Consider the following 20,821-nt stretch of genomic DNA (forward strand, 5'->3'; position numbering starts at 1 on the left):
CGTAATCTTTATCGTTAATGTGGCCGCGGCCGTTAGACGTCAATGTCGGCTAAATTGCCTTTTTCCTCAAGCCATGTACGGCGTTGTGCCGCTTCGCCCCGTCCCATCAGCATGTCGAAGATGGTTTCAGTACCTTTCAAGCCAAGATCTCCGTAACGTACAGGCAACAGGCGGCGTGTATCAGGGTTCATCGTCGTATCCCAAAGCTGTTCGGCGCTCATCTCGCCCAAGCCCTTAAAGCGGCTAACAGACCACTGGGACTCTTTAATGCCTTCTGAACGCAGCTTGTCTTGTGCTCCCTCAAGCTCGGCCAGATCCAGGCAATAAATTTTACGGGCGGCACGCTTGCCCACTGCCGGGACATCCAGCCTGAATAAGGGCGGGCGTGCTACAAAAATATTGCCTTCTTCGATCAGCCTGGGGAAGTGCTTAAAAAACAAGGTCAGCAATAACACCTGTATATGAGAGCCATCTACGTCGGCATCCGACAAAATACAAATGCGGCCATAACGCAGCCCAGAAAGGTCAACTGTATCGCCTGGTCCGTGAGGGTCAACGCCAATCGCCACTGACACGTCGTGAATTTCCTGATTGGCAAATAGCCGGTCTTTATGCACTTCCCACGAGTTCAGCACTTTACCCCGTAGCGGTAAAATGGCCTGGTAGGATTTGTCACGCCCCATTTTGGCAGACCCTCCAGCCGAGTCTCCCTCAACCAGGAATAGTTCAGTGCGCGTGACATCCTGAGACTCGCAATCAGTAAGCTTACCTGGTAATACAGCCACGCCTGAGCTCTTACGCTTCTCGACGCGCTGAGCCGAGCGCGCCCGTGCCTGCGCATGCTTAATCGCGTAATCAGCCAGTTTCTTTGCCGTGTCAACATTAGCGTGAAGCGTCAGCTCGAGTGCATTCCTTACAAAAGCACTGATCATGCGTACGGCATCACGACTATTAAGGCGCTCTTTAATTTGACCCTGAAATTGAGGATCAAGAATCTTCGCAGACAATACGAAGCTAGCTCGTGCAAATACATCTTCAGGCAATAAGCGAACGCCCTTGGGTATGAGGCTGTGCAATTCCGCAAAGCTTTTGACAGCGTTAAACAGCCCATCTCGCAATCCGGCTTCGTGGGTTCCACCAGCCGAGGTTGAAATCAAATTCACGTAAGACTCACGTACCACCGCACCATCAGCAGTCCAGGCGACTACCCAATGAGCCCCCTCGCCTTCGGAATAGTCATCATCATCGGCGGGGGCATACTGCTGACCTTCGAATAACGGAACAATGTAATCAGGCTGCTCAAGTGTTTCTTCGAGGTAACCACGCAAGCCGTTCTGATAGCACCATTCGCGGCTGTCACCGGTTTTCTCGTTAGTCAGTTGAACCGTGACACCGCTGAGCAACACCGCCTTGCTACGCAAGACGTGAATGAGTTCACCCATGGGAATGGCTGGCGAGTCAAAATACGTGGCATCGGGCCATACGCGAACCCGAGTCCCGGTGTTGCGTCTGCCCACCTTTGACACTTCGTGCAAAGGAGTAATGACGTCGCCCCCTGAAAACACAATCAGGTGCGTCGCCGCATCACGCTTGACTTCGACTTCGAGCCGCGTGGACAGAGCGTTGGTAACCGACACACCAACGCCATGCAAGCCGCCCGAAAAGGCATAGGCTCCGCCATCTTTTTTGTCGAACTTACCGCCCGCGTGCAAACGCGTGAACACAAGCTCGACCACGGGTGATTTTTCTTCTGGATGTTCGCCGACAGGAATACCGCGGCCATTATCTTCGACTGAGATACTGCCATCGGTGTGGAGACAAACTTTCAGTAGGTTAGCGTGACCTGCCAAGGCCTCGTCGGCAGCGTTGTCGATGACCTCTTGAAGTATATGAAGTGGATGATCGGTGCGGGTGTACATGCCCGGGCGCTGACGCACCGGCTCTAGACCCTTGAGTACCCGGATGGAGCTTTCGTCGTAGTTAGGAATGGCCAAAGTGATCTCTAGCTAAATGCAGGTTAAAACAAGTATTTTACGAATTGTAGTCAGATACCCAAACCACGACTCGCGCAGAAAGGCAACTGCCACTACAATGAATATAATTCTACGGGTACAGGTGGCGCCAAAAAACAACACACTGCCGCCCCAGACCCAACATAGAATACATTGAACTCAATGTAAGCATGTTCTATAAGATTCTCCTACTTAATTTTATATCCCTTATCCCCCATGAGCGATTCTATTAAACACGTATCCGACGCCTCCTTTGATGGCGACGTTCTAAAAGCCAGCTTACCGGTACTGGTTGATTACTGGGCTGCATGGTGCGGTCCTTGTAAAGCGATTGCACCATTACTTGATGAAGCTGCTGAAACATTTAAAGGCCGTGTTATCATTGCTAAAGTTAATGTCGATGAAAATCCGGAAACAGCAGCTAAATTTGGTGTGCGCGGTATTCCCACCCTGATGCTGTTCAAAAATGGTGAAGTATCCCAAACGAAAGTGGGTGCCTTGAACCGGTCGCAACTTAACGCCTTTCTCGACGAATCCCTATAAACTTACAAACAATTTCGCGCGGGCCTCTTCTGGGCTCGCCGCCGTTGGCTGAAACCCTTCTTTTCCTCTCATGCACCTCAATGACTTAAAAGCTCTGCACGTTTCGCAGTTGCTAGAAATGGCTGCCAGCCTGGAAATCGACAACGCGAGCCGCCTTCGCAAGCAAGAACTCATGTTCGCCATCATGAAAAAACACGCCAAAAAAGGCGAACAGATTTTCGGCGACGGCGTGCTCGAAGTTTTGCCTGACGGTTTCGGCTTTTTGCGGTCTCCCGAAACCTCATATTTGGCAAGCACCGACGATATCTACATTTCGCCCTCGCAAATCAGGCGTTTCAATTTGCACACTGGCGATTCTATCGAAGGCGAGGTACGTACCCCTAAAGACGGTGAGCGTTACTTTGCGCTCGTAAAAGTCGACAAGGTTAACGGCATGCAGCCCGAGGCCATCAAACACCGCATTATGTTTGAAAACCTCACGCCCTTGCATCCGAATCAGCCCATGACCCTCGAGCGCGATATCAAAAGCGAAGAGAACATCACGGGCCGGATCCTGGATATATTCTCTCCCATTGGCAAAGGGCAGCGCGGCCTGATCGTTGCCAGCCCCAAATCGGGTAAAACCGTGATGATGCAGCATATTGCTCATGCCATCACCACCAACTACCCCGAAGCCACCATGATCGTGCTGCTGGTCGACGAGCGCCCCGAAGAAGTTACCGAAATGCAGCGTACCGTTCGCGGTGAAGTCGTTGCCTCGACCTTCGACGAACCCGCCACGCGTCACGTTCAGGTTGCCGAAATGGTGATCGAAAAAGCCAAGCGCCTGGTCGAACTAAAGAAAGACGTCGTAATCCTGCTCGACTCCATTACCCGGCTGGCACGTGCTTACAACACGGTAGTCCCCTCTTCCGGCAAAGTATTAACGGGGGAGTTGATGCAAATGCGCTACAGCGTCCAAAACGTTTCTTTGGCGCCGCCCGTAACCTTGAAGAAGGTGGCTCGCTTACCATTATCGGAACAGCGCTGATTGAAACGGGAAGCCGCATGGACGAAGTCATCTATGAAGAGTTCAAAGGCACGGGTAACTCTGAAATCCACCTGGAACGGCGCCTCGCAGAAAAACGTGTGTATCCTGCCATTAATCTCAACAAGTCCGGTACCCGTCGCGAAGAACTTCTGATCAAACCCGATCTGCTGCAAAAAGTATGGGTATTGCGCAAGTTCATACACGATATGGACGAGATCGAATCCATGGAATTTATCCTCGATAAAATTCGTGCAACCAAAACAAATGCAGAATTTTTCGATATGATGAAAAAATAAGTTTTAATATAAATAAGCCTCGATATATCGAGGCTTATTTTTTGGCGCTAGGCTAGGCCGGCTAAACGTAGCTTCATCGATTCCGGTATGGGCATTTACCGTAGTGGTTTCTTCTATACAGATTGCTAAGCTTAGTCTAGGAGGCAAGGCAATCTTTCAGTTGTCTCGCGTCTGCTTTAAACGCGTTGCCGTTACTCAATGACGGCTTTTCCTCAGCCTTTTCTTTTTTAACCTTGCTGAGCGTATGGTTTTTTTGATCTAACTCCTCAGTGTTACGACAGAGCCTCTACACATGAAATACTCGAACCTAGAACAGTTCCTAGATTCTGTCCGTGCCCGTGATCCTCACCAGCCTGAATTCATGCAGGCAGTAGCCGAGGTCATGGGAAGTTTGTGGCCCTTTATAGAAAAGAATCCACGTTATGCCGAATACGGCTTGCTTGATCGGCTTGTAGAGCCTGAACGCGCTATCCAATTTCGCGTGTCATGGATCAACGATCAAGGCGACGTAGAAACCAACCGCGCCTTCAGAGTGCAGCACTGCAGTGCAATTGGTCCCTACAAAGGCGGCATGCGGTTTCACCCTTCTGTTAATCTTTCCATCCTGAAGTTTTTGGCGTTTGAGCAAACCTTCAAAAACGCGCTGACTACGCTGCCTATGGGGGCGCCAAGGGCGGTTCCGACTTCGATCCCAAAAATCGTTCTAACAACGAAATTATGCGCTTTTGCCAGGCCTTGACCATTGAACTGTATCGTCATCTGGGCCCGGACACCGACGTCCCGGCCGGAGACATAGGCGTAGGTGGACGCGAAATCGGCTTCATGACCGGCATGATGAAAAAGCTGTCTAACTCAAGCGCTGGCGTATTTACTGGTAAAGGTGCCTCGTTCGGTGGCAGCCTGATTCGACCTGAAGCCACCGGCTATGGTCTCGTTTATTTCGTGGAAGAAATGCTCAAACGTCGCCATCAGTCGATGGACGGCCTAAGTGTTGCCGTTTCAGGCTCGGGCAATGTCGCTCAATATGCCATCGAAAAATGCCTGCATATGGGCGCCAAGGTCGTGACCATATCAGACTCACACGGCTATGCCTTCGACCCTGCTGGCTTCAGCCACGAGAAATTGCAGCTGCTCATGCGAATCAAAAATAATGAGCAAGGCCGTGTCGAAGACTATGCCCGCGCGATCCAGATCGATTACATCGCGGGAAAGCGCCCGTGGGATGTGGCTGTCGACATTGCCCTGCCTTGCGCAACGCAGAATGAGCTTGATGCTGACGATGCGAAGGTATTGCTCGGCAACGGTGTCAAGTGTGTGGCCGAAGGTGCCAATATGCCTTGCTCTCTGGAGGCGGTCGAGCACTTTCTTCAAGCGAAAATTCTGTACGCACCCGGCAAGGCCAGCAATGCCGGTGGTGTCGCCGTCTCAGGCCTGGAAATGAGTCAAAATGCGCAACGTTTGCACTGGACTCGCGAACAGGTAGACACCAAACTCCATGACATCATGCGCTGTATTCATAACGACTGCGTGCTCTTCGGTGAGTCAGACGGTTTTATCAACTATGTAGACGGTGCTAATATTGCCGGTTTTGTGAAGGTGGCCGATGCGATGCTTCAACAAGGCGTTTATTGATAGCCTAATTTCCTATGTGTAAAGGGGGCGTTACGCCCCCTTTTTCTATGGTTCAATGGCTGGCGGTTGCTCTTGAGTCTTGATGGGCTCACTGCTTTCGCTAATGTTCAAATTGTCCCACTGTCCATTTACCGAGTATCGAACAGTCATTGCTTTAGACATTGGCGACTGCATAATCCACTGTGCCAGGAAAGCCCCTGCTCCCAGCAAAGGGTTCACAGCAATTCCCGCTGCAATAGCCGCACCGCTGACATCCAGCCTGGGCACGACAACCGCATCAAGATTGACGTTTTCAGCCTTTAGCCCTACATCACCTTCTATGACAATAGCGCCTACCGGGCCGATCACTCGGTAATCATAAGTAGACAGTCTGGCATCATGCAGTGTTAGCGTACCCAACAACTGATCATACGGAAAACCATCACGGGTTAAAGCACCGAGATTAAGATCCAGACTCGCCATGCGTCCCAATGACTGCAGTGATAGCAATTCCAGCAATCGTGCTGAGCGCGAATTTATGGAATTAAAGCGTCCCCTGCTTAAGTCGACCTGTATCTCGCCTTCCAGGTTCGCCACGTCTATACTCCAGGGCAGACGGCGCCAATTCAATTTCGCCGTAATATCACCATTACCCGAATGCATCAGTTCAGGCTTACCGGCAAAGCGTAGATATTCTCCCAAATCATTCACGCTGATATTGACGTCTACCCCCAGGCCTCTGTCTGGGCCAGTTAAACGCCATGTTCCGCGTCCTTCCAGGCGAATGCCCGGAGCATCCAGATGCAAGGTATTAAGCACCCAGCTGTCTTGATGCGCAACGCTATCACCGATAGCGTTGAACTCCCCAGACTCAATCCCGCTACACGCAAGTGATCAATCCGAATTGCCAGTTCGGGAAGTTGTAAGTCACCATCGAATAAATCCTCCGCATCCTCTGCAGGCTCGTGCTTTTTGATTTCAGATTCCAGCGCTGGCTCCCACAAGACCAGCCGCTGTAAGTGGGCATCCAGCAAGCCGTCGATGTCGCCGTTTGCATCCACGGCCCACTGGATACTGCCTGCGACTTCGGTCGAGCTAAGATCCACGCGCCAGCGCTTATAGGCAGGCCTTTGCGCAGTCACTGTCAATTGGCTGAAAGGCAAGCCCAACATCAACGACTGTTCGCTCTGCAGGCGTAAGCTAGTCAGTGAGGGCCAACCTGAGCCTTGATCACGATCTTGACGCGAGCGAAGCGAACTGATCAAGGCATACCAATCATCAAGGTCCAGCCTGGGATAGCGCAGATCAACCCGCAAGCCCTCCTCTGGCAAACGCAACTCGTCTTTGGTCGTAATGGCTCCGGTATGGAACCCACTGGCTGCAGAAGCCCTGTCCTGTATAAATTCGGCCTGCAGTGTTTCCCCCAGCTTCATCATCAGCCGATAATCATTTCCGTTAGCCGCAGGCATCCATGCCAGTTTTAAAGGCCACTGTTGGGCCGCTGTTTTAATAAAGGGTTCGGGTAAGCTAAGCGCTAAGCCTTCAAGCGTTGAGAAGCTATCAATCAGTAACTGCCCTTCGTCAGCAATGCGCATATTCACCAGGAAGGCTGCGGTCCCGGAAAAGCGCTCCAGGAGCTCCTGTTGCACATAGGACTTCAACTGCGCAACATCCAGGGTACCTTCTATACTCAAGCCTTTTTCCCCTATCGCCAACTTGTCACGCAACGTAATGGCTTGCCCTAACCACTCCCCCTTTAAGTCGTCGCTGCCCACACCCGTCTCGTCAAATTCAAGCTGACCACTTAACTTCGTGATTAAGGGAAAATCAGGAAAAAGCTGCAACGTCGACTCGCTCATCGCGATATGACCCTGAAGGCTGATAGCGTTGGGATTATGCAAAGGAACTGTTAGCTGTAACGGTACTTGCCAACGCCCTTGTGCCTTTGCCTCGTCTAAACTGTGATTTAAAAGGCCTCCCAGCGGTGAACGCGTCATAAGAGCAAGATAATCAGACGCTAAGGCCGCGGTTTGCGCCTGAATCACAAGAGTCGCCTCAGATTCCATATCTGGAATCGACACCTTGATTCGGCTGGCCTGCACCGGGCGAGCCGGATCAATCTCTATCTGCCCCTGATCAAAATCGGCATACAAACCGGCCCGCTCCAGGTACAAATAACCATTGGCACCGCTTACCGGGGGCCAGGAGACCTCTCCAGCCTCTGCAGGCAGGTAGTCAACAGAGGCGTTGCGTATATTTCCGCCTACGTAAAAATAGCCCTTTTCAGGTTCAGCGTTAAAGGGGAAAGCACTGAGGTCTCCCGACAAAACAAAAGCCCCCTGCTCCAGTTGTCCTTTTACAAGACTATGCTCCAGCCAGTCGGTGACGTCCTCATCAATAAGTACAGGAAAATAACGATAAAGATGGGCTAAGTGCAACGCGTTTAGCTCGCCATGCAGGCTCAGTTCGCCCAAATCCGAATCAGCACTTTCGGTCCAGGTGCCTCGCGTCGTCAGCGAAAAGTCTGCAGTCTCTATCGCCGCTTTGCTCAGTTGCAAAACACCGCCCGCCCAACTTGCACTGAGGGCGGCTCGGGCCACCTCAAGCCCGTGCTGCCAAATCGGTTCAGCGCCAAGACGTAGCCCTTCCACGTAGGCATCAAGACTTAATTCGGTATCCGCCAGGTCTTCACCACGCACCCAGTGATCAATGCTTGACCATGGCCCCTGTATTGATGCATCAAGACGCCGGGCAGTTATGACCTGTTCACCCGCTGACAACGCTACATCAGTAGCCAGGGTATCAAAACGCAGAGCCTCAATACGTCCTTGTTCGATATCTAGCCAAAGCGCCGCCTGCTCCAGATAAAAGGACCAGTCATCGGGCACAGGAAGCCACGAGTTCCATAAAGCGGTACCATTACCCGCGGCACGCACATATACCCTACCTTGGGCCTGATCCAGGTTCAAAGGACTTGATACGGACCGCTCAAAGTCAGCAATCAGCAACAGGCCGGCCTGTTCAGCGCGGTCGTCCTGACTATGCAACTCGACGTGATAGCGTCGGGGAGTCGAAGTCAGGCTGAGCTGGATCTTGTCCAGAGCGACAGGCTTCTTGGCACGTAACTGATCTTCCCAAATAAGGGTGGCATCCCGAATGCTCACCTTCGGTTGCTGCACTAGCCAGTGAACAAATTCCGACTCATTCAATACCGGTTGATTATCAGCAAAAGCCGCTGCAGGACTCAGCTCAATCTCACCAAGATGCAGGCGTGCCTGCTCATCGCGGCGTACCGGCAGGCTGAGCCCTTCGATTTCAATATGTTTGAAGTGAAATGTTCTCGCCGTCAGCGAGGACCAGCTCAACTTAAGGCGGAGCAGGGGAATATGCAAAGAAGCGTCAGGCATTTCCTCCGGTCGCAACTCAACTCCGCTAAACTCAATACTGGGATGCAAACCACGCCAGCTTGCCTCAATACGTTCAAAGCTAAGCTGACTCCCCAGGGCCGACGACATTTTTTGTTGCAGGGGTTCTCGCCAATCGTTAATCGAGGGAGTACCCAGAACCGCAGCGCCGACACGCCCAGCACTACGCAGATATACAGACCAAGCAGCGTATAGAGCAAAAACCGGAGCAATCTTGGCATTGGAACCTTAAAAAGGATTAATTCCTTGAGCCAGAATCAAAAGCACGCATGCTCTACAACCCAACGTTCAAGATCATTAATGCCTATTATTTCTATTAGAATTAGCAGATGAGTAAAGCCATTATATTGAAGTCTGCCTTAAGTTGGTCTGGCGCCCTGCGCCGTAAGCTGCTGGCATCACCTGATTTCGCCACTGAGCTCGAGGAACATGTCCGACGTCCGGTCACTCCCGAACTCATAGCTACGTGGCTTGCTGGCTTAAAAGCGCTGCGCCCCGACAGCAGCATTGCCACGAGCAAAGAAAACTTGCGTGTCTTGCGAGCCAGGGTCTTCTACACCTTGATGGTCAGGGATATCAATGAGTCCGCTTCCCTCAACGAGGTTGTTGCCGCCATGAGCTATCTGGCTGACATTGCGGTAGGCGACGCCTATAACGCTGGAATGGCCTATTTGGTAGAAAGGCATGGCATACCCATTGACTTTGAAACATCCAGACCTTTAGAGCTGCTGATACTGGCCATGGGCAAATGGGGCGGCCATGAACTCAACGTCTCCTCTGATATAGATCTTATTGCCTTATATAGTCAGGAAGGTGAAACCAGCGGCCCCCGCAAAATCAGCTATCACGAATTCTATAGTCGGCTCGTACGCCAGATCAGTGCGATTATCTCGGATGTAAACGAACACGGTCAGGTCTTCAGGTGCGATCTGCGCTTACGCCCTGATGGGGACGCCGGCCCCCTGGCCTGGAGTCTGTCAGCAGTAGAAAACTATCTGGTTTCACAAGGGCGGGAGTGGGAGCGCTATGCCTGGTTAAAAGCTCGGCCCCTCCCTCTGGCATACTTTAAGGACAGCAAGCCTAAAATCTTATGTCAGGCCTTCGAACACTTACGCTCTCCTTTTGTGTACCGCAAATACTTCGACTTTGACGCACTGGCTTCTCTACGCGACTTACGTGAACGGATCCGCCAGGATTGGCAACAAAAGGCACTTGCCCGCAATGCTACCGACGCCAAGCTCAACATCAAGTTAGGTGACGGCGGTATCCGGGAGATTGAGTTTGTAGTACAGCTCAACCAGCTCATACGAGGAGGCCGCCAACCCTCACTGCAGCAAAACAACCTGCTGATGGCTATAGACGCCCAGACACGCGCGGGTGTTCTCGACCAAGCAGTGGCAAACAAGTTAAAGGCAGCCTACCGCTTCTTACGCCGCACGGAACACATGCTGCAATACAGAGAAGATGCACAAACGCATTTGCTTCCCGCCAGCCAAGGCCTTCGTGATTCCCTGGCACAGGCTATGGGAATGAAGTCTGCTGACTTCGAGACTGAACTGCAACAGCATAGGCTCTTCGTTAGCGAAAGCTTCAAAAATGCTTTCCGTATTGCCGGTCTGGGTGAGGAGGTTGTTTCCGAACAGCTAAAAAGTAGCTCTCAAGGCGCACAGCTTATACCAACACAAGAGGCTGAATTTCAGCAATATGCCGATGCCCAGTTTGAGCTGATCTTGAATAGCCACCGATTGCGACGTCTTCCCCGCCAGAGTCGCGAACGACTCGAGCGCCTGCTTCCCTTGCTTGCGAGGGAAGCTTTCAGGTGTGAGGCGCCCGAAGAGACACTGCAGCGTCTGCTGAATGTAGTCGAAAGTATCTCTCAACGCAGTGCATATGTGGCTTTATTGGCCGAGTATCCCGAAACCCTGAGCCGTCTGACTAATATCGTAGCGGCCAGCCCCTGGGCTGCCCAGTATCTGGCGCAATATCCTTTGGTGCTCGACAGCCTGATTGAATGGCAATCGCTAATGGAGGACCCTGATCTCGAGGCACTTAAAGCCCAGTTGCAACTTGAACTGGATGCCTGCTTGCTGGCAGATGGGCAGCCTGATATCGAGCAGCAAATGAATTTGATGCGTAACCTGCAACATCAGGTCACCTTCCAGCTGGTAGCACAAGACTTATCCGGGCTGCTCAGCGTTGAGAAGCTCGCCGATTTTCTTTCTGCATTAGCCGACCTGATGCTGGATGAAACCATCAAGCGCACCTGGCCATTGGCACAACCCAGAAACCGTAAGGTGAATACTCTTCAGCCCCCAGGTTCGCCGTGGTTGCATACGGAAAGCTAGGCGGCAAAGAGTTGGGCTACGCTTCGGATCTGGATCTGGTGTTTCTTTATGACGATCCGGATCAGGATGCGGTAGAACAGTACGTACGCCTGGGCCGACGCATGATTTCGTGGTTGTCCACCCTTACCTCTTCGGGGAGGCTATATGAAGTCGACATGCGACTACGGCCAGACGGCGATGCCGGACTGATAGCCGTCAGTATTGATGGCTTTGAGCAATACCAAAGCCGCAGTGCCTGGAGCTGGGAGCATCAGGCCATTACCCGTGCCCGCTTCGTTGCCGGCGACGTCACGATCGGAGGCCGCTTCGAAGAACTGCGCCGTCATATACTCCTGCTTCCCAGGGATACAACCCAGCTGCGTCTGGACATTCAGCGTATGCGCGACCGCATCAGTGCCGGCCACCCCAACCACAGCGAACTTTTTGACCTCAAGCATGATCGCGGCGGCATGGTAGACATTGAGTTCATCACCCAGTTCCTAGTGCTTGCTCACGCTCATGAGTATCCGGTATTACTTAACAACCTGGGAAACATCGCTTTGCTCGGACTGGCTGCCGAGGCGGGACTAATCGATACGGCCTTGAGCGCCCAGGTCATTGCCGCCTATAGACACTATCGTAGAAAGCAGCACAGCCTGCGACTACAGGCTCAGATATGGGCTCGTGTCCCCCCGAGCAGCACACCGGCGAACGCAAAGCTGTACGACAGCTTTGGGAAGCCGTCATTGAGGGGTAAAATGGCGTATCCAGTCAAAAACCAGCTTGCTCCCGACGTGTGGGCACTTAACAGGCCCCGTCCTTAACGCCAGCCCCCAGGCTGAATCACCATGCCATCGTACTGCCCAACTAGCTCGCGGTACGACGAAAGTATAGGATTTTATTTATGTCTACTACCAAGCAAAGCGAACGTGCCCTGCTGACGCTGCCTGAAAACCGGAAAAAGTCTTGATGCACTCTTGCTGTGCCCCCTGTTCGGGCGAGGTGATGGAGGCCATGACGGCCTCGGGCATCGATTACGCTATTTATTTCTATAATCCCAACATTCATCCTGTACGCGAATACGAAATCCGTAAACAAGAGAATATCCGCTACGCTGAAAAGCATGGCATCGAGTTTATCGACGCGGACTACGACGTCGACAATTGGTTTGATCGCGTCAAAGGCATGGAGAATGAGCCGGAACGAGGAATTCGCTGTACCGAATGCTTTGACATGCGATTCGAGCGCACCGCACTTTATGCTCACGAACATGGTTTCGACACGATTACCAGTTCTCTGGGCATATCCCGCTGGAAAGACATGGATCAAATTAACGGCTGTGGCGACCGCGCCGCCGCTCGATACGCGGACCTGCACTACTGGACCTACAACTGGCGTAAAGGCGGTGGTTCGCAGCGCATGCTTGAAATCAGCAAAGACGAAGAGTTTTATATGCAGGAATACTGTGGCTGCGTCTATTCGCTCCGCGATACCAACCGATGGCGCCGCGCCAAAGGCCGAGACCGCATCGAAATCGGTGTCAAGTTTTATTCCTGGGATGCCAAACACGAATTTCTGCAGAAAGAAACCGTTAGCAAGCAGTCTTAAAAGGCGGTCTGTCCGTTACCGTCTTTCCTTAGGCCAGGCATCAAACTAAAAACAAAAGGGCTGGATCCTGTGCAATACAGAATCCGGCCCTTTGAACTAAGGCTTCTGGTCTACGTCTCTCGTGAAGTCTCTTTACACTCCACTATATAACCAGAAATAAGCTGATTGGCTTAATGGACTACTGGCGGCACACCTCCAAAGACAAAGTGGCCGTTCTGCCAATCGACCGGAACCGTATCGTTTTCGCCAAATTTACCTTCCAGTATGAGTTTAGCTACCGGATTTTCAATATTTTGCTGTATGGCACGTTTCAGTGGACGCGCCCCAAACAACGGATCGAAACCTACAGCAGCAAGTTCGGCCACCGCTTCATCCGATACCTCGAGGTACATGTCACGATCGCGCAAGCGTTCTGCCAATCGCTGCAGTTGGATTTTGGCGATTGCCTGGATCTGCTCGGCCCCGAGTGCATGAAACACCACGACCTCGTCGATACGGTTTAAAAACTCAGGACGAAACGCCATCTTCACTTCTTCCCACACCACCTGCTTGATCGCTTCGTAAGGCTCGCCGCTCATCTCCTGGATATGATGTGATCCCAGGTTAGACGTCATGATAATGACGGTATTTCGGAAATCAACCGTTCTGCCCTGGCCGTCCGTCAAACGTCCATCATCAAGCACCTGCAGCAAGACGTTAAACACGTCGGGGTGAGCCTTCTCGACCTCATCAAGCAGAATCACGCTATACGGTTTGCGCCGCACGGCTTCCGTCAGGTAGCCCCCTGCTCGTAACCCACGTAGCCCGGAGGCGCACCAATTAACCTCGCCACCGAATGCTTCTCCATAAACTCTGACATATCGATGCGAATCAAGTGATCTTCGGAATCGAACAAGAATCCGGCCAGCGCTTTAGTAAGCTCGGTCTTGCCTACACCGGTAGGACCTAAAAACAAGAAAGAACCATAAGGCCTGGACGGATCCGACAGACCGGCGCGTGAACGGCGTATCGCATCAGCTACCAACGTAACTGCTTCGCTTTGCCCCACCACTCGCTGAGCCAGGTGACTTTCCATCTTCAGGAGCTTCTCGCGCTCGCCCTGCATCATTCGTGAGACTGGAATACCCGTAGCTCTGGAAACCACTTCGGCGATTTCCTCTGCCCCCACCTGGGTCCGCAGCAGTTTAGGCTTGACGCCATCTGCGCTGTCTTTAGCCTCTTCCGCCGTTTTCAAACGCCCTTCCAGCTCAGGAAGGCGCCCATACTGCAGCTCGGCCAGCTTATCAAACTGTCCTTTGCGCTGAAGCTCTGCCATATCAGCTCGCAATTGATCAATTTCTTCCTTGATCGACTGTGTGCCCTGTACCGCTGCTTTCTCTGCCTTCCAAATCTCTTCGTAATCGTTATATTCGCGCTCAAGCCGCAGAAGCTCATCTTCAATGACCTGCAAACGGCGCTGTGATGCTTCATCACTTTCCTTACGTACCGCTTCACGCTCGATTTTCAACTGAATCATGCGACGATCAAGCTTGTCCATAACTTCTGGCTTGGAGTCGATTTCCATGCGTATGCGAGCGGCTGCCTCGTCAATCAGATCGATGGCCTTATCCGGCAGAAAGCGATCCGTAATATAGCGATGGGAAAGCTCGGCTGCAGCCACAATAGCGGGATCAGTAATGGCCACGCCATGATGCAGCTCGTAGCGTTCCTGCAAGCCGCGCAAAATAGCAATGGTGGACTCTACATCAGGCTCATTGACCTGCACTTTCTGAAAACGACGCTCAAGAGCTGCATCTTTTTCAATATACTGACGGTACTCGTCAAGCGTAGTTGCACCTATGCAATGCAGCTCACCCCGAGCCAGAGCTGGCTTAAGCATATTGCCGGCGTCCATGGCCCCCTCTGCTTTGCCTGCCCCTACTACAGTATGGATTTCATCAATGAATAAAATAGTGCGACCGGCATCTTGAGAGAGTTCTTTAAGCACAGCCTTCAAACGCTCTTCAAACTCGCCTCTGTATTTGGCACCTGCCAGCAAGGCGGCCAGATCCAGCACCAGTACCCGTTTGCCTTTCAGGTTTTCGGGCACTTCGTTGTTGATAATTCGTTGTGCCAGGCCCTCGACAATAGCCGTCTTGCCCACGCCGGGCTCGCCAATCAGCACCGGATTGTTTTTGGTACGCCGCTGCAATATCTGTATGGTGCGGCGTATCTCATCGTCACGTCCGATCACCGGATCCAGCTTGGCCAAACGAGCGCGCTCGGTGAGGTCCGTGGTGTACTTGGATAAGGCTTCACGGTTGGCATCACCTTCGGGGTCGTTAATAGAAGCGCCACCGCGTACGGCGTCAACAGCCGCTGCCAGAGAAGATTCTTGTAAACCGGCTTCGCGCAGCAAGCGGCCAGCCTGGCCTTTGTCGCGGCTCAACACCAGCAAAAAGAGTTCACTCGCAATATAGGTGTCGCCGCGTGAGGTCGCCTCTTTTTCGCTTTGCGCCAGTGCCGTTTGCAGTTCGCGACTAATTTGAAAATTGCTTTCGCTGCCCTGAACTTGTGGAAGCCCGGCAATAGCGGTTTTTATGTCGGCCTGCAACTTGGGTACAGCCACCCCTGCGCGGGCGAGCAGGCTGCCCACCCCGAGTCGGCATCCGCCAGCAAAGCCGCCAGCACGTGCACAGGTTCAAGGTAGGGATGGTTATTCTGCAGAGCAAGACTTTGTGCATCGGCCAATGCCTGCTGAAACTTGGTTGTTAATTTGTCTATTCGCATAATGCTCTTATCTACTCAGTAAAGGCACGGAGGCGTAAGCGAAAAAACTGCTAAAGACCGCACCTATGATAATAATGAATACCTATTAGATGAAGCCAAACCGTTAAATTTCAAGCGCCCACATAGAGCATATAAACTCTATGGCCGCCCCCTCTACATGAGAGAACGCTGGCAGGAACATATCAGGCAGCTGCTATGGAGCTTATCTATTTAGCACCAGGCCCGCAGGTGCAAGAAGAGGCCATTAAAAGTAACAAGAACAACGGCTTAAAGACCTGCTCCGCTTTTTTTGTAGCTATAAGTTTCAAGACGCCACACTGCAACACATTTTTTTGCGTCGGGCATTTAAGACTATGTTCCTGAAAATTCACTGTTAAGTCAGCTAAAATGTGAATTAGTCCGTGAATTTAGGGGTTTTCCTTAATCTATCGCTACAATTAGATTTGATCTGCCTCAAAACAGATTAAATTTACTATGTTGGGAACCAGTTCTCCATGCAAAAACGTATCACTATTACCGAAGACTCCATACGATGTTCAACGTGCTTGTTAAACGAAATCTGTCTACCCTTGGGTATGCCCAGCGAAGATCTCGTCAAACTTGATGAACTTGTTAAAGAACGCATCCGTTTCGTTAAAGGAGCCCCCTATTTCATCACGAAGACAAAGTAGAAGCGGTTTATGCTTTGCGTTCGGGTTGCGTCAAGACACAGCTGGAAGATGCATCCGGGCACTTGCAAATTACCGGATTCTTATTGCCAGGCGAGATCATCGGCATGGATGGGCTGCTTAACAATAGACATGTATCCCACGCCATAGCGCTTGAAAATAGTGAAGTCTGTGTAATGCGCCTGGACGACTTAGATAGTATTTCGGCCCATCTACCCGTATTGCAACAGCAATTGCGTCGTCTGATGAGCAAAGAGATCAATCGCTCTCACACACTGATTATGAATCTTGGCTCGCTGCGTTCTGAACAGCGGCTTGCGGCTTTTTTACTTAATCTTTCGCAGCGCCTGGGCGTTTTAGGCTACTCGCAGCATGAGTTCGTATTGCGTATGAGTCGCGAAGAAATTGGTAATTTTCTCGGTTTGACACTCGAGACTGTCAGCAGACTTTTTTCCAGATTTGCTCGCGAGGGACTATTGCGCATTCAGCAGCGCAATGTGCTGTTACTGGACATCAACGCGTTAAAAACACTAGCTGGCACCGACTGCGCTTAGCCCGCCACCAGCTTTTAAAGATAAGAGCCAGTCTTTCACGGTTCTGCCCTGGCTTCCACTCAGGTGTGTGCTATGCCCTACCCGCGATTACATCTGTTCAATACGGGCAACAGACTAAACGGGTTCGCCAAACTCATCGGTTTCTATGGCTTTGGGTGCGATCCAGTAACTTAAGCCGCTGGACAATGCCAGCATAAACCAGAAAAAGAAAAATCCCAGCGCATAAATTAATTGCCGGCTTGTAGGCTGTATGCCGTAGACCACAATATCCATGGGGTCGACAAGGGCGAAGATGACACCACTTGTCACCCCCGCCATCAAGAATGAAGGCCAAAGTATCCACATCCAGACTCGCCTGCTCATGAAAATCTCCTTAGCTGAAGTCTTAAGCATGAGTACAGCCTACATACTTAAAACAATCACGGCTGCGCGTCGGATGACGTCACAGCTTTTTCTTCGGACTCCTGCTTCGACACAACCAGGCCACGCTTGACGCCCCCGTCATTGATAGGCTGAGCGCCATAATCCTTAAGGGCCAGTGAAATAGTAATGATGCATGCCACAATAACAATTGCCGGCCCTGCCATCAGTATCCACGGCCAGGGTTCCCTGTACCAAGGTCTGTCGTCTAGTTCGTTTTTAACGGCTACTGGCATATTTTTCCTTTGGTGTTTGTACTGTATAGGCTATAAGGCTAACGAGGTATATAGAATCGTGAGCTCTCGGTAACGGACTCGGAATTAATCTCGTCCGTCCCAGGCACTGTGGTCGCGGTAATGTTGATATCGTGCATGCCTTCTGCCAAACCTGAATCGACAGGAACCTGTACATGCACCGGAATCAGCTCGTTCGAAGCGGCGGGCACCGACACACGACTATCCCGCTGGCCGGTAGTACTTATGGTGATGTCAGAAATGCCCTCTACTGAGAGATCAACCTGGATGGGCTGCTCAGAGGTATTCATTAACTGCAGGCGAAACACGTTTTCGATATAACCGCCGGGAATTTCTCTGCCGAGTACCCCGCGGTCACGAATAACATCCATTCTGAGGGTGTGACGAGTCGCCAGCGAAAACAGGAATACACCTGTGATGACAGCAAGAATGGCAACGTAGACCAGGACTCGAGGTCTGAAAACTTGCTTGCGCACCTCTGACTGTGTCAGGCGTTCGGTAATGGCACGGCCCGAAGTGTAGCGGATGAGCCCCTTGTCGTAATCCATTTTATCCATGACCTGGTCACAGACATCGACACAGGCCCCGCAGCCAATGCACATATATTGCAGCCCGTCACGAATATCAATTCCGGTAGGACACACCTGCACGCACAGGCTGCAATTGACACAGTCACCCATACCCGCTTCTTTGTGGTCGATGCGCCTGGAGCGACCGCCTCGCGGCTCACCCCGTATGTGATCGTAACTGACGACGAAAGTATCGTCGTCAACCATGACGCTTTGAAAGCGCGCGTACGGACACATGTATTTACAGACCGCTTCGCGTAAAAACCCTGCATTTCCCCAGGTAGCAAAAGAATAGAACAGCAGCCAGAACCATTGCCACGGCCCCAGCGACAGCGTCATTAGCGCCACGCCAAGGTCGCGGATAGGCGCAAAGTAACCAATAAAGCTAAAACCGGTCCAAAAAGCGATGAGTACCCATAAAGTATGCTTCGTCACTTTAAGTCGGAGTTTCTTCAGGCTCCAGGGAGCTTCATCAAGGCGGATGCGAGCCAGCCGGTCGCCTTCGATCTTATGTTCTACCCACATGAAAATTTGGGTATACACCGTTTGCGGACAGGCATAACCACAAAAAAGCCGCCCCGCGAGTGCCGTGAATAAGAACAGGGAAAAAGCTGACAGTATGAGCAGTACCGTAAGATAGATAATATCTTGCGGCCACATCACCATTCCGAACAGATAAAACTTGCGAGCACCCAAATCGAAGAGCACGGCTTGCCTGTCGTTCCATTGCAACCATGGCAGACCGTAAAAAATGATCTGCGTGAAATACACCATGATTATTCGCCATCTGGCGAATACCCCCGTAACCGCACGGGGGTAAATTTTACTGCGCACTTCAGAAATCGCCCGTTCAACATGAGGCGAAGCCCCTTTTGCGGCTTTAGGGGCTACCGGCGGGCGCCACTCGGGCACCTGCTCGGTATCGCGACTATCGTTTTGCTTGTCAGGAGCGTCGCTGCTCATGTTGAACCTCGTGAATATTGATAATTAAACTGCGTACTAATCGTAAGAGTTATTACTCAAACCCCAGACCCAAGCTGCCAACAAACGAATTTGCTCTTCGGTTAAGCGATTCTTCTGGGCAGGCATGGCGTTATCACGCCCGTTCATAATTCCCTCTACGATGACGGCGACAGAGCTGCCGTAGAGCCAATGGCCGTCGGTCAGGTCAGGAGCCCCCAGCAGTTGATTACCTTTGGCATCAACGCCATGACAAGCAACACAGGCATTGTCATAACCGCGCTTGCCTGCCGATATACGAAGAGGATCGTGGGCCAGGTTATTTAGTGAGCGGACGTATTGCGCAATGTCTGAGGCGTCAGCGGGCGACATCATCGCGCTGTGCGGCGGCATAATGCCACGACGACCCTCAGTGATAGTGTGCAGAATCTGCTCCGGCTCTCCGCCCCATAGCCACGATGTATCGGTTAGATTGGGAAAGCTTGGGCTGCCCTGGGCATCTGAACCATGGCATTGAGCGCAATTGTTCAGAAACAATCGCTGACCAATGCTGCTGGCTTCGTCGTCAGCCGCAATGTCTTCAATGGGCATCTCTCGGAAACGATCGTAGATCGGGGCCAGACGCTCATTGATCTGCTGCTGCTGCTCTTGAACCTGCTTGGCTGCAGTAAAACCAAATACGCCTTTATAACTTCCCAGCCCGGGGTACAAAATCAGATAACCCACTGCGAAAGCACACAAAGCAATGTACATGATGGTCCACCAGCGAGGGACCGTCGTATTCAGCTCGGTAATGTTCCCGTCCCAGACATGGGCGGACTCTTCGTCGGCTTTATTGGGAGACAGCCATGAGCGCTGAGTCCAGAGCAGCCACAAACAAAACACAACCCCAAGGATGGCAACAAGAGAGATATAGACGCTCCAGCCGCCATTAAAAAAATCACTCATTTGAGCCCCCCGATTTATTTTCCGCCTTGATCTCGCCCTCGTCAGGCAAGGCAAAAGGAAGAAGCGATGCATCGCGATTTGCCTCTGTGCGGCCCTTAGACCACGCCCAGACTGCAATACCGATGAAGGTCAGCATTCCTAATAAGGTGACAAGCGCATTGAGGTAGGCCATTTAGTGTCTCCCCTCAGCGACGGCTTGCTCTGCTGCTGACCGACCTTGAATACCCAGACCTTGCAAGTAGGCAATTAAAGCGTCTTCTTCAGTCTTGCCAACCAACTGCTCTGGTGCTGCCTCGATCTGCTCGTCGGTGTAAGGCACACCGATGGAGCGCAAGGCGTTCATGCGACGCTGGACATTTACATTCTCGACCGACGCATGCTGCAGCCATGGGTAAGCTGGCATGTTGGAAGATGGTTCAGTGTCGCGAGGATTACGCAAGTGAATGCGATGCCAGTTATCGGTGTATATCCCACCTACGCGAGCCAGATCAGGACCGGTACGCTTGGACCCCCACAGGAAGGGATGGTCGTAAACCCCCTCGCCTGCCAGCGAGTAAGGGCCATAGCGCTGCACTTCGGACTGCAGCATGCGGACCTGCTGGGAGTGGCAGCCTACACAGCCTTCGCGAATGTAGATATCGCGCCCCACCAGGTTAAGTGCCTCGTAAGGAGTAACGCCCTCGGTTGCCTCAGTGGTTGAGTGCTGGAAGAACAGTGGAACAATCTGCACCAGGCCAGCTACCGAGATCACGAGGATACTGAGCACGATGAGCAAGCCTATGTTGCGCTCGATCGTTGCGTGTGTGAAACCCTTTTTTTGATTCGACATA

Annotated in this window: 11 protein-coding genes and 5 pseudogenes; 6 read left to right on the forward strand and 10 right to left on the reverse strand. The window is 51.9% G+C overall.

What is annotated here, in order from left to right:
• Window positions 1-32: 32 nt before the first annotated feature.
• Window positions 33-1,994 (reverse strand): DNA topoisomerase IV subunit B, encoded by a 1,962-nt coding sequence (locus L1889_RS08465; RefSeq protein WP_238664772.1) that lies wholly within the window; start codon window positions 1,992-1,994, stop codon window positions 33-35.
• Between the two features lie 234 nt (window positions 1,995-2,228).
• Between L1889_RS08465 and trxA the strand changes: the two genes are divergently transcribed.
• The 3 genes and pseudogenes from trxA to gdhA all read left to right on the forward strand — a co-directional run bounded on the left by trxA (window position 2,229) and on the right by gdhA (window position 5,513).
• Window positions 2,229-2,555 (forward strand): thioredoxin TrxA, encoded by a 327-nt coding sequence (gene trxA / locus L1889_RS08470; RefSeq protein WP_238664773.1) that lies wholly within the window; start codon window positions 2,229-2,231, stop codon window positions 2,553-2,555.
• Between the two features lie 70 nt (window positions 2,556-2,625).
• Window positions 2,626-3,881, forward strand: a pseudogene (gene rho / locus L1889_RS08475) (transcription termination factor Rho).
• Window positions 3,882-4,173: 292 nt separating this feature from the next.
• A pseudogene (gdhA, locus tag L1889_RS08480) lies at window positions 4,174-5,513 on the forward strand (NADP-specific glutamate dehydrogenase).
• Window positions 5,514-5,558: 45 nt separating this feature from the next.
• Here the strand turns inward: gdhA and L1889_RS08485 are convergent.
• Together L1889_RS08485 and L1889_RS08490 are read right to left on the reverse strand one after the other, a co-directional pair.
• Complete coding sequence (locus L1889_RS08485; protein ID WP_238664774.1) at window positions 5,559-6,311, reverse strand: YhdP family protein; 753 nt, start codon at window positions 6,309-6,311, stop codon at window positions 5,559-5,561.
• Window positions 6,245-9,130, reverse strand: coding sequence for a YhdP family phospholipid transporter (locus tag L1889_RS08490; protein ID WP_444329670.1), 2,886 nt, complete (start codon window positions 9,128-9,130; stop codon window positions 6,245-6,247). Before L1889_RS08490 ends, L1889_RS08485 begins: the two co-directional genes overlap by 67 nt.
• A gap of 116 nt (window positions 9,131-9,246) precedes the next feature.
• Here L1889_RS08490 and glnE point away from each other — a divergent pair.
• Window positions 9,247-11,998 (forward strand): annotated as a pseudogene (glnE, locus tag L1889_RS08495) (bifunctional [glutamate--ammonia ligase]-adenylyl-L-tyrosine phosphorylase/[glutamate--ammonia-ligase] adenylyltransferase).
• 257 nt (window positions 11,999-12,255) lie between these two features.
• Window positions 12,256-12,849 carry an epoxyqueuosine reductase QueH gene (locus L1889_RS08500; protein ID WP_372871371.1) on the forward strand — a complete coding sequence of 198 codons (594 nt, stop codon included), beginning with the start codon at window positions 12,256-12,258 and terminating at the stop codon, window positions 12,847-12,849.
• A 170-nt stretch (window positions 12,850-13,019) separates the two neighbouring features.
• Here L1889_RS08500 and clpB read toward each other — a convergent pair.
• Window positions 13,020-15,618, reverse strand: a pseudogene (gene clpB / locus L1889_RS08505) (ATP-dependent chaperone ClpB).
• Between the two features lie 494 nt (window positions 15,619-16,112).
• Here clpB and L1889_RS08510 point away from each other — a divergent pair.
• Window positions 16,113-16,840, forward strand: a pseudogene (locus L1889_RS08510) (helix-turn-helix domain-containing protein).
• Between the two features lie 114 nt (window positions 16,841-16,954).
• On the opposite strand, the gene L1889_RS08515 reads toward L1889_RS08510, so the two are convergent.
• The 6 genes from L1889_RS08515 to ccoO are packed head-to-tail and all read right to left on the reverse strand — an operon-like array spanning window position 16,955 to window position 20,820.
• A complete protein-coding gene (locus L1889_RS08515) occupies window positions 16,955-17,203 on the reverse strand; it encodes a hypothetical protein (protein WP_238664776.1) in 249 nt (82 codons plus the stop codon).
• A 56-nt stretch (window positions 17,204-17,259) separates the two neighbouring features.
• On the reverse strand, window positions 17,260-17,496 hold the full coding sequence (locus L1889_RS08520) for a FixH family protein (RefSeq protein ID WP_238664777.1): 237 nt from the start codon (window positions 17,494-17,496) through the stop codon (window positions 17,260-17,262).
• A 38-nt stretch (window positions 17,497-17,534) separates the two neighbouring features.
• Window positions 17,535-19,046, reverse strand: coding sequence for a cytochrome c oxidase accessory protein CcoG (gene ccoG / locus L1889_RS08525; RefSeq protein ID WP_238664778.1), 1,512 nt, complete (start codon window positions 19,044-19,046; stop codon window positions 17,535-17,537).
• A gap of 36 nt (window positions 19,047-19,082) precedes the next feature.
• Complete coding sequence (gene ccoP, locus L1889_RS08530; RefSeq protein WP_238664779.1) at window positions 19,083-19,991, reverse strand: cytochrome-c oxidase, cbb3-type subunit III; 909 nt, start codon at window positions 19,989-19,991, stop codon at window positions 19,083-19,085.
• Window positions 19,984-20,163, reverse strand: a complete 180-nt coding sequence (locus tag L1889_RS08535) for a cbb3-type cytochrome oxidase subunit 3 (protein ID WP_238664780.1) — start codon at window positions 20,161-20,163, stop codon at window positions 19,984-19,986. The genes ccoP and L1889_RS08535 overlap by 8 nt, the downstream gene beginning before the upstream one ends.
• Window positions 20,164-20,820, reverse strand: a complete 657-nt coding sequence (ccoO, locus tag L1889_RS08540) for a cytochrome-c oxidase, cbb3-type subunit II (protein ID WP_238664781.1) — start codon at window positions 20,818-20,820, stop codon at window positions 20,164-20,166.
• Window position 20,821 lies beyond the last annotated feature (1 nt).

This window comes from Paenalcaligenes niemegkensis (genome assembly GCF_022230885.1).
In the GTDB taxonomy this organism is placed as follows: domain Bacteria; phylum Pseudomonadota; class Gammaproteobacteria; order Burkholderiales; family Burkholderiaceae_B; genus Paenalcaligenes; species Paenalcaligenes niemegkensis.

Excerpts from the sequence above, each read along its gene's own strand:
- trxA (WP_238664773.1), top strand. The coding sequence starts at position 2,229 with ATGAGCGATTCTATTAAACACGTATCCGACGCCTCCTTTGATGGCGAC.
- L1889_RS08500 (WP_372871371.1), top strand. The coding sequence starts at position 12,256 with ATGACGGCCTCGGGCATCGATTACGCTATTTATTTCTATAATCCCAAC.
- L1889_RS08515 (WP_238664776.1), bottom strand. The coding sequence starts at position 17,203 with ATGAGCAGGCGAGTCTGGATGTGGATACTTTGGCCTTCATTCTTGATG.
- L1889_RS08520 (WP_238664777.1), bottom strand. The coding sequence starts at position 17,496 with ATGCCAGTAGCCGTTAAAAACGAACTAGACGACAGACCTTGGTACAGG.
- ccoG (WP_238664778.1), bottom strand. The coding sequence starts at position 19,046 with ATGAGCAGCGACGCTCCTGACAAGCAAAACGATAGTCGCGATACCGAG.
- ccoP (WP_238664779.1), bottom strand. The coding sequence starts at position 19,991 with ATGAGTGATTTTTTTAATGGCGGCTGGAGCGTCTATATCTCTCTTGTT.
- L1889_RS08535 (WP_238664780.1), bottom strand. The coding sequence starts at position 20,163 with ATGGCCTACCTCAATGCGCTTGTCACCTTATTAGGAATGCTGACCTTC.
- ccoO (WP_238664781.1), bottom strand. The coding sequence starts at position 20,820 with ATGTCGAATCAAAAAAAGGGTTTCACACACGCAACGATCGAGCGCAAC.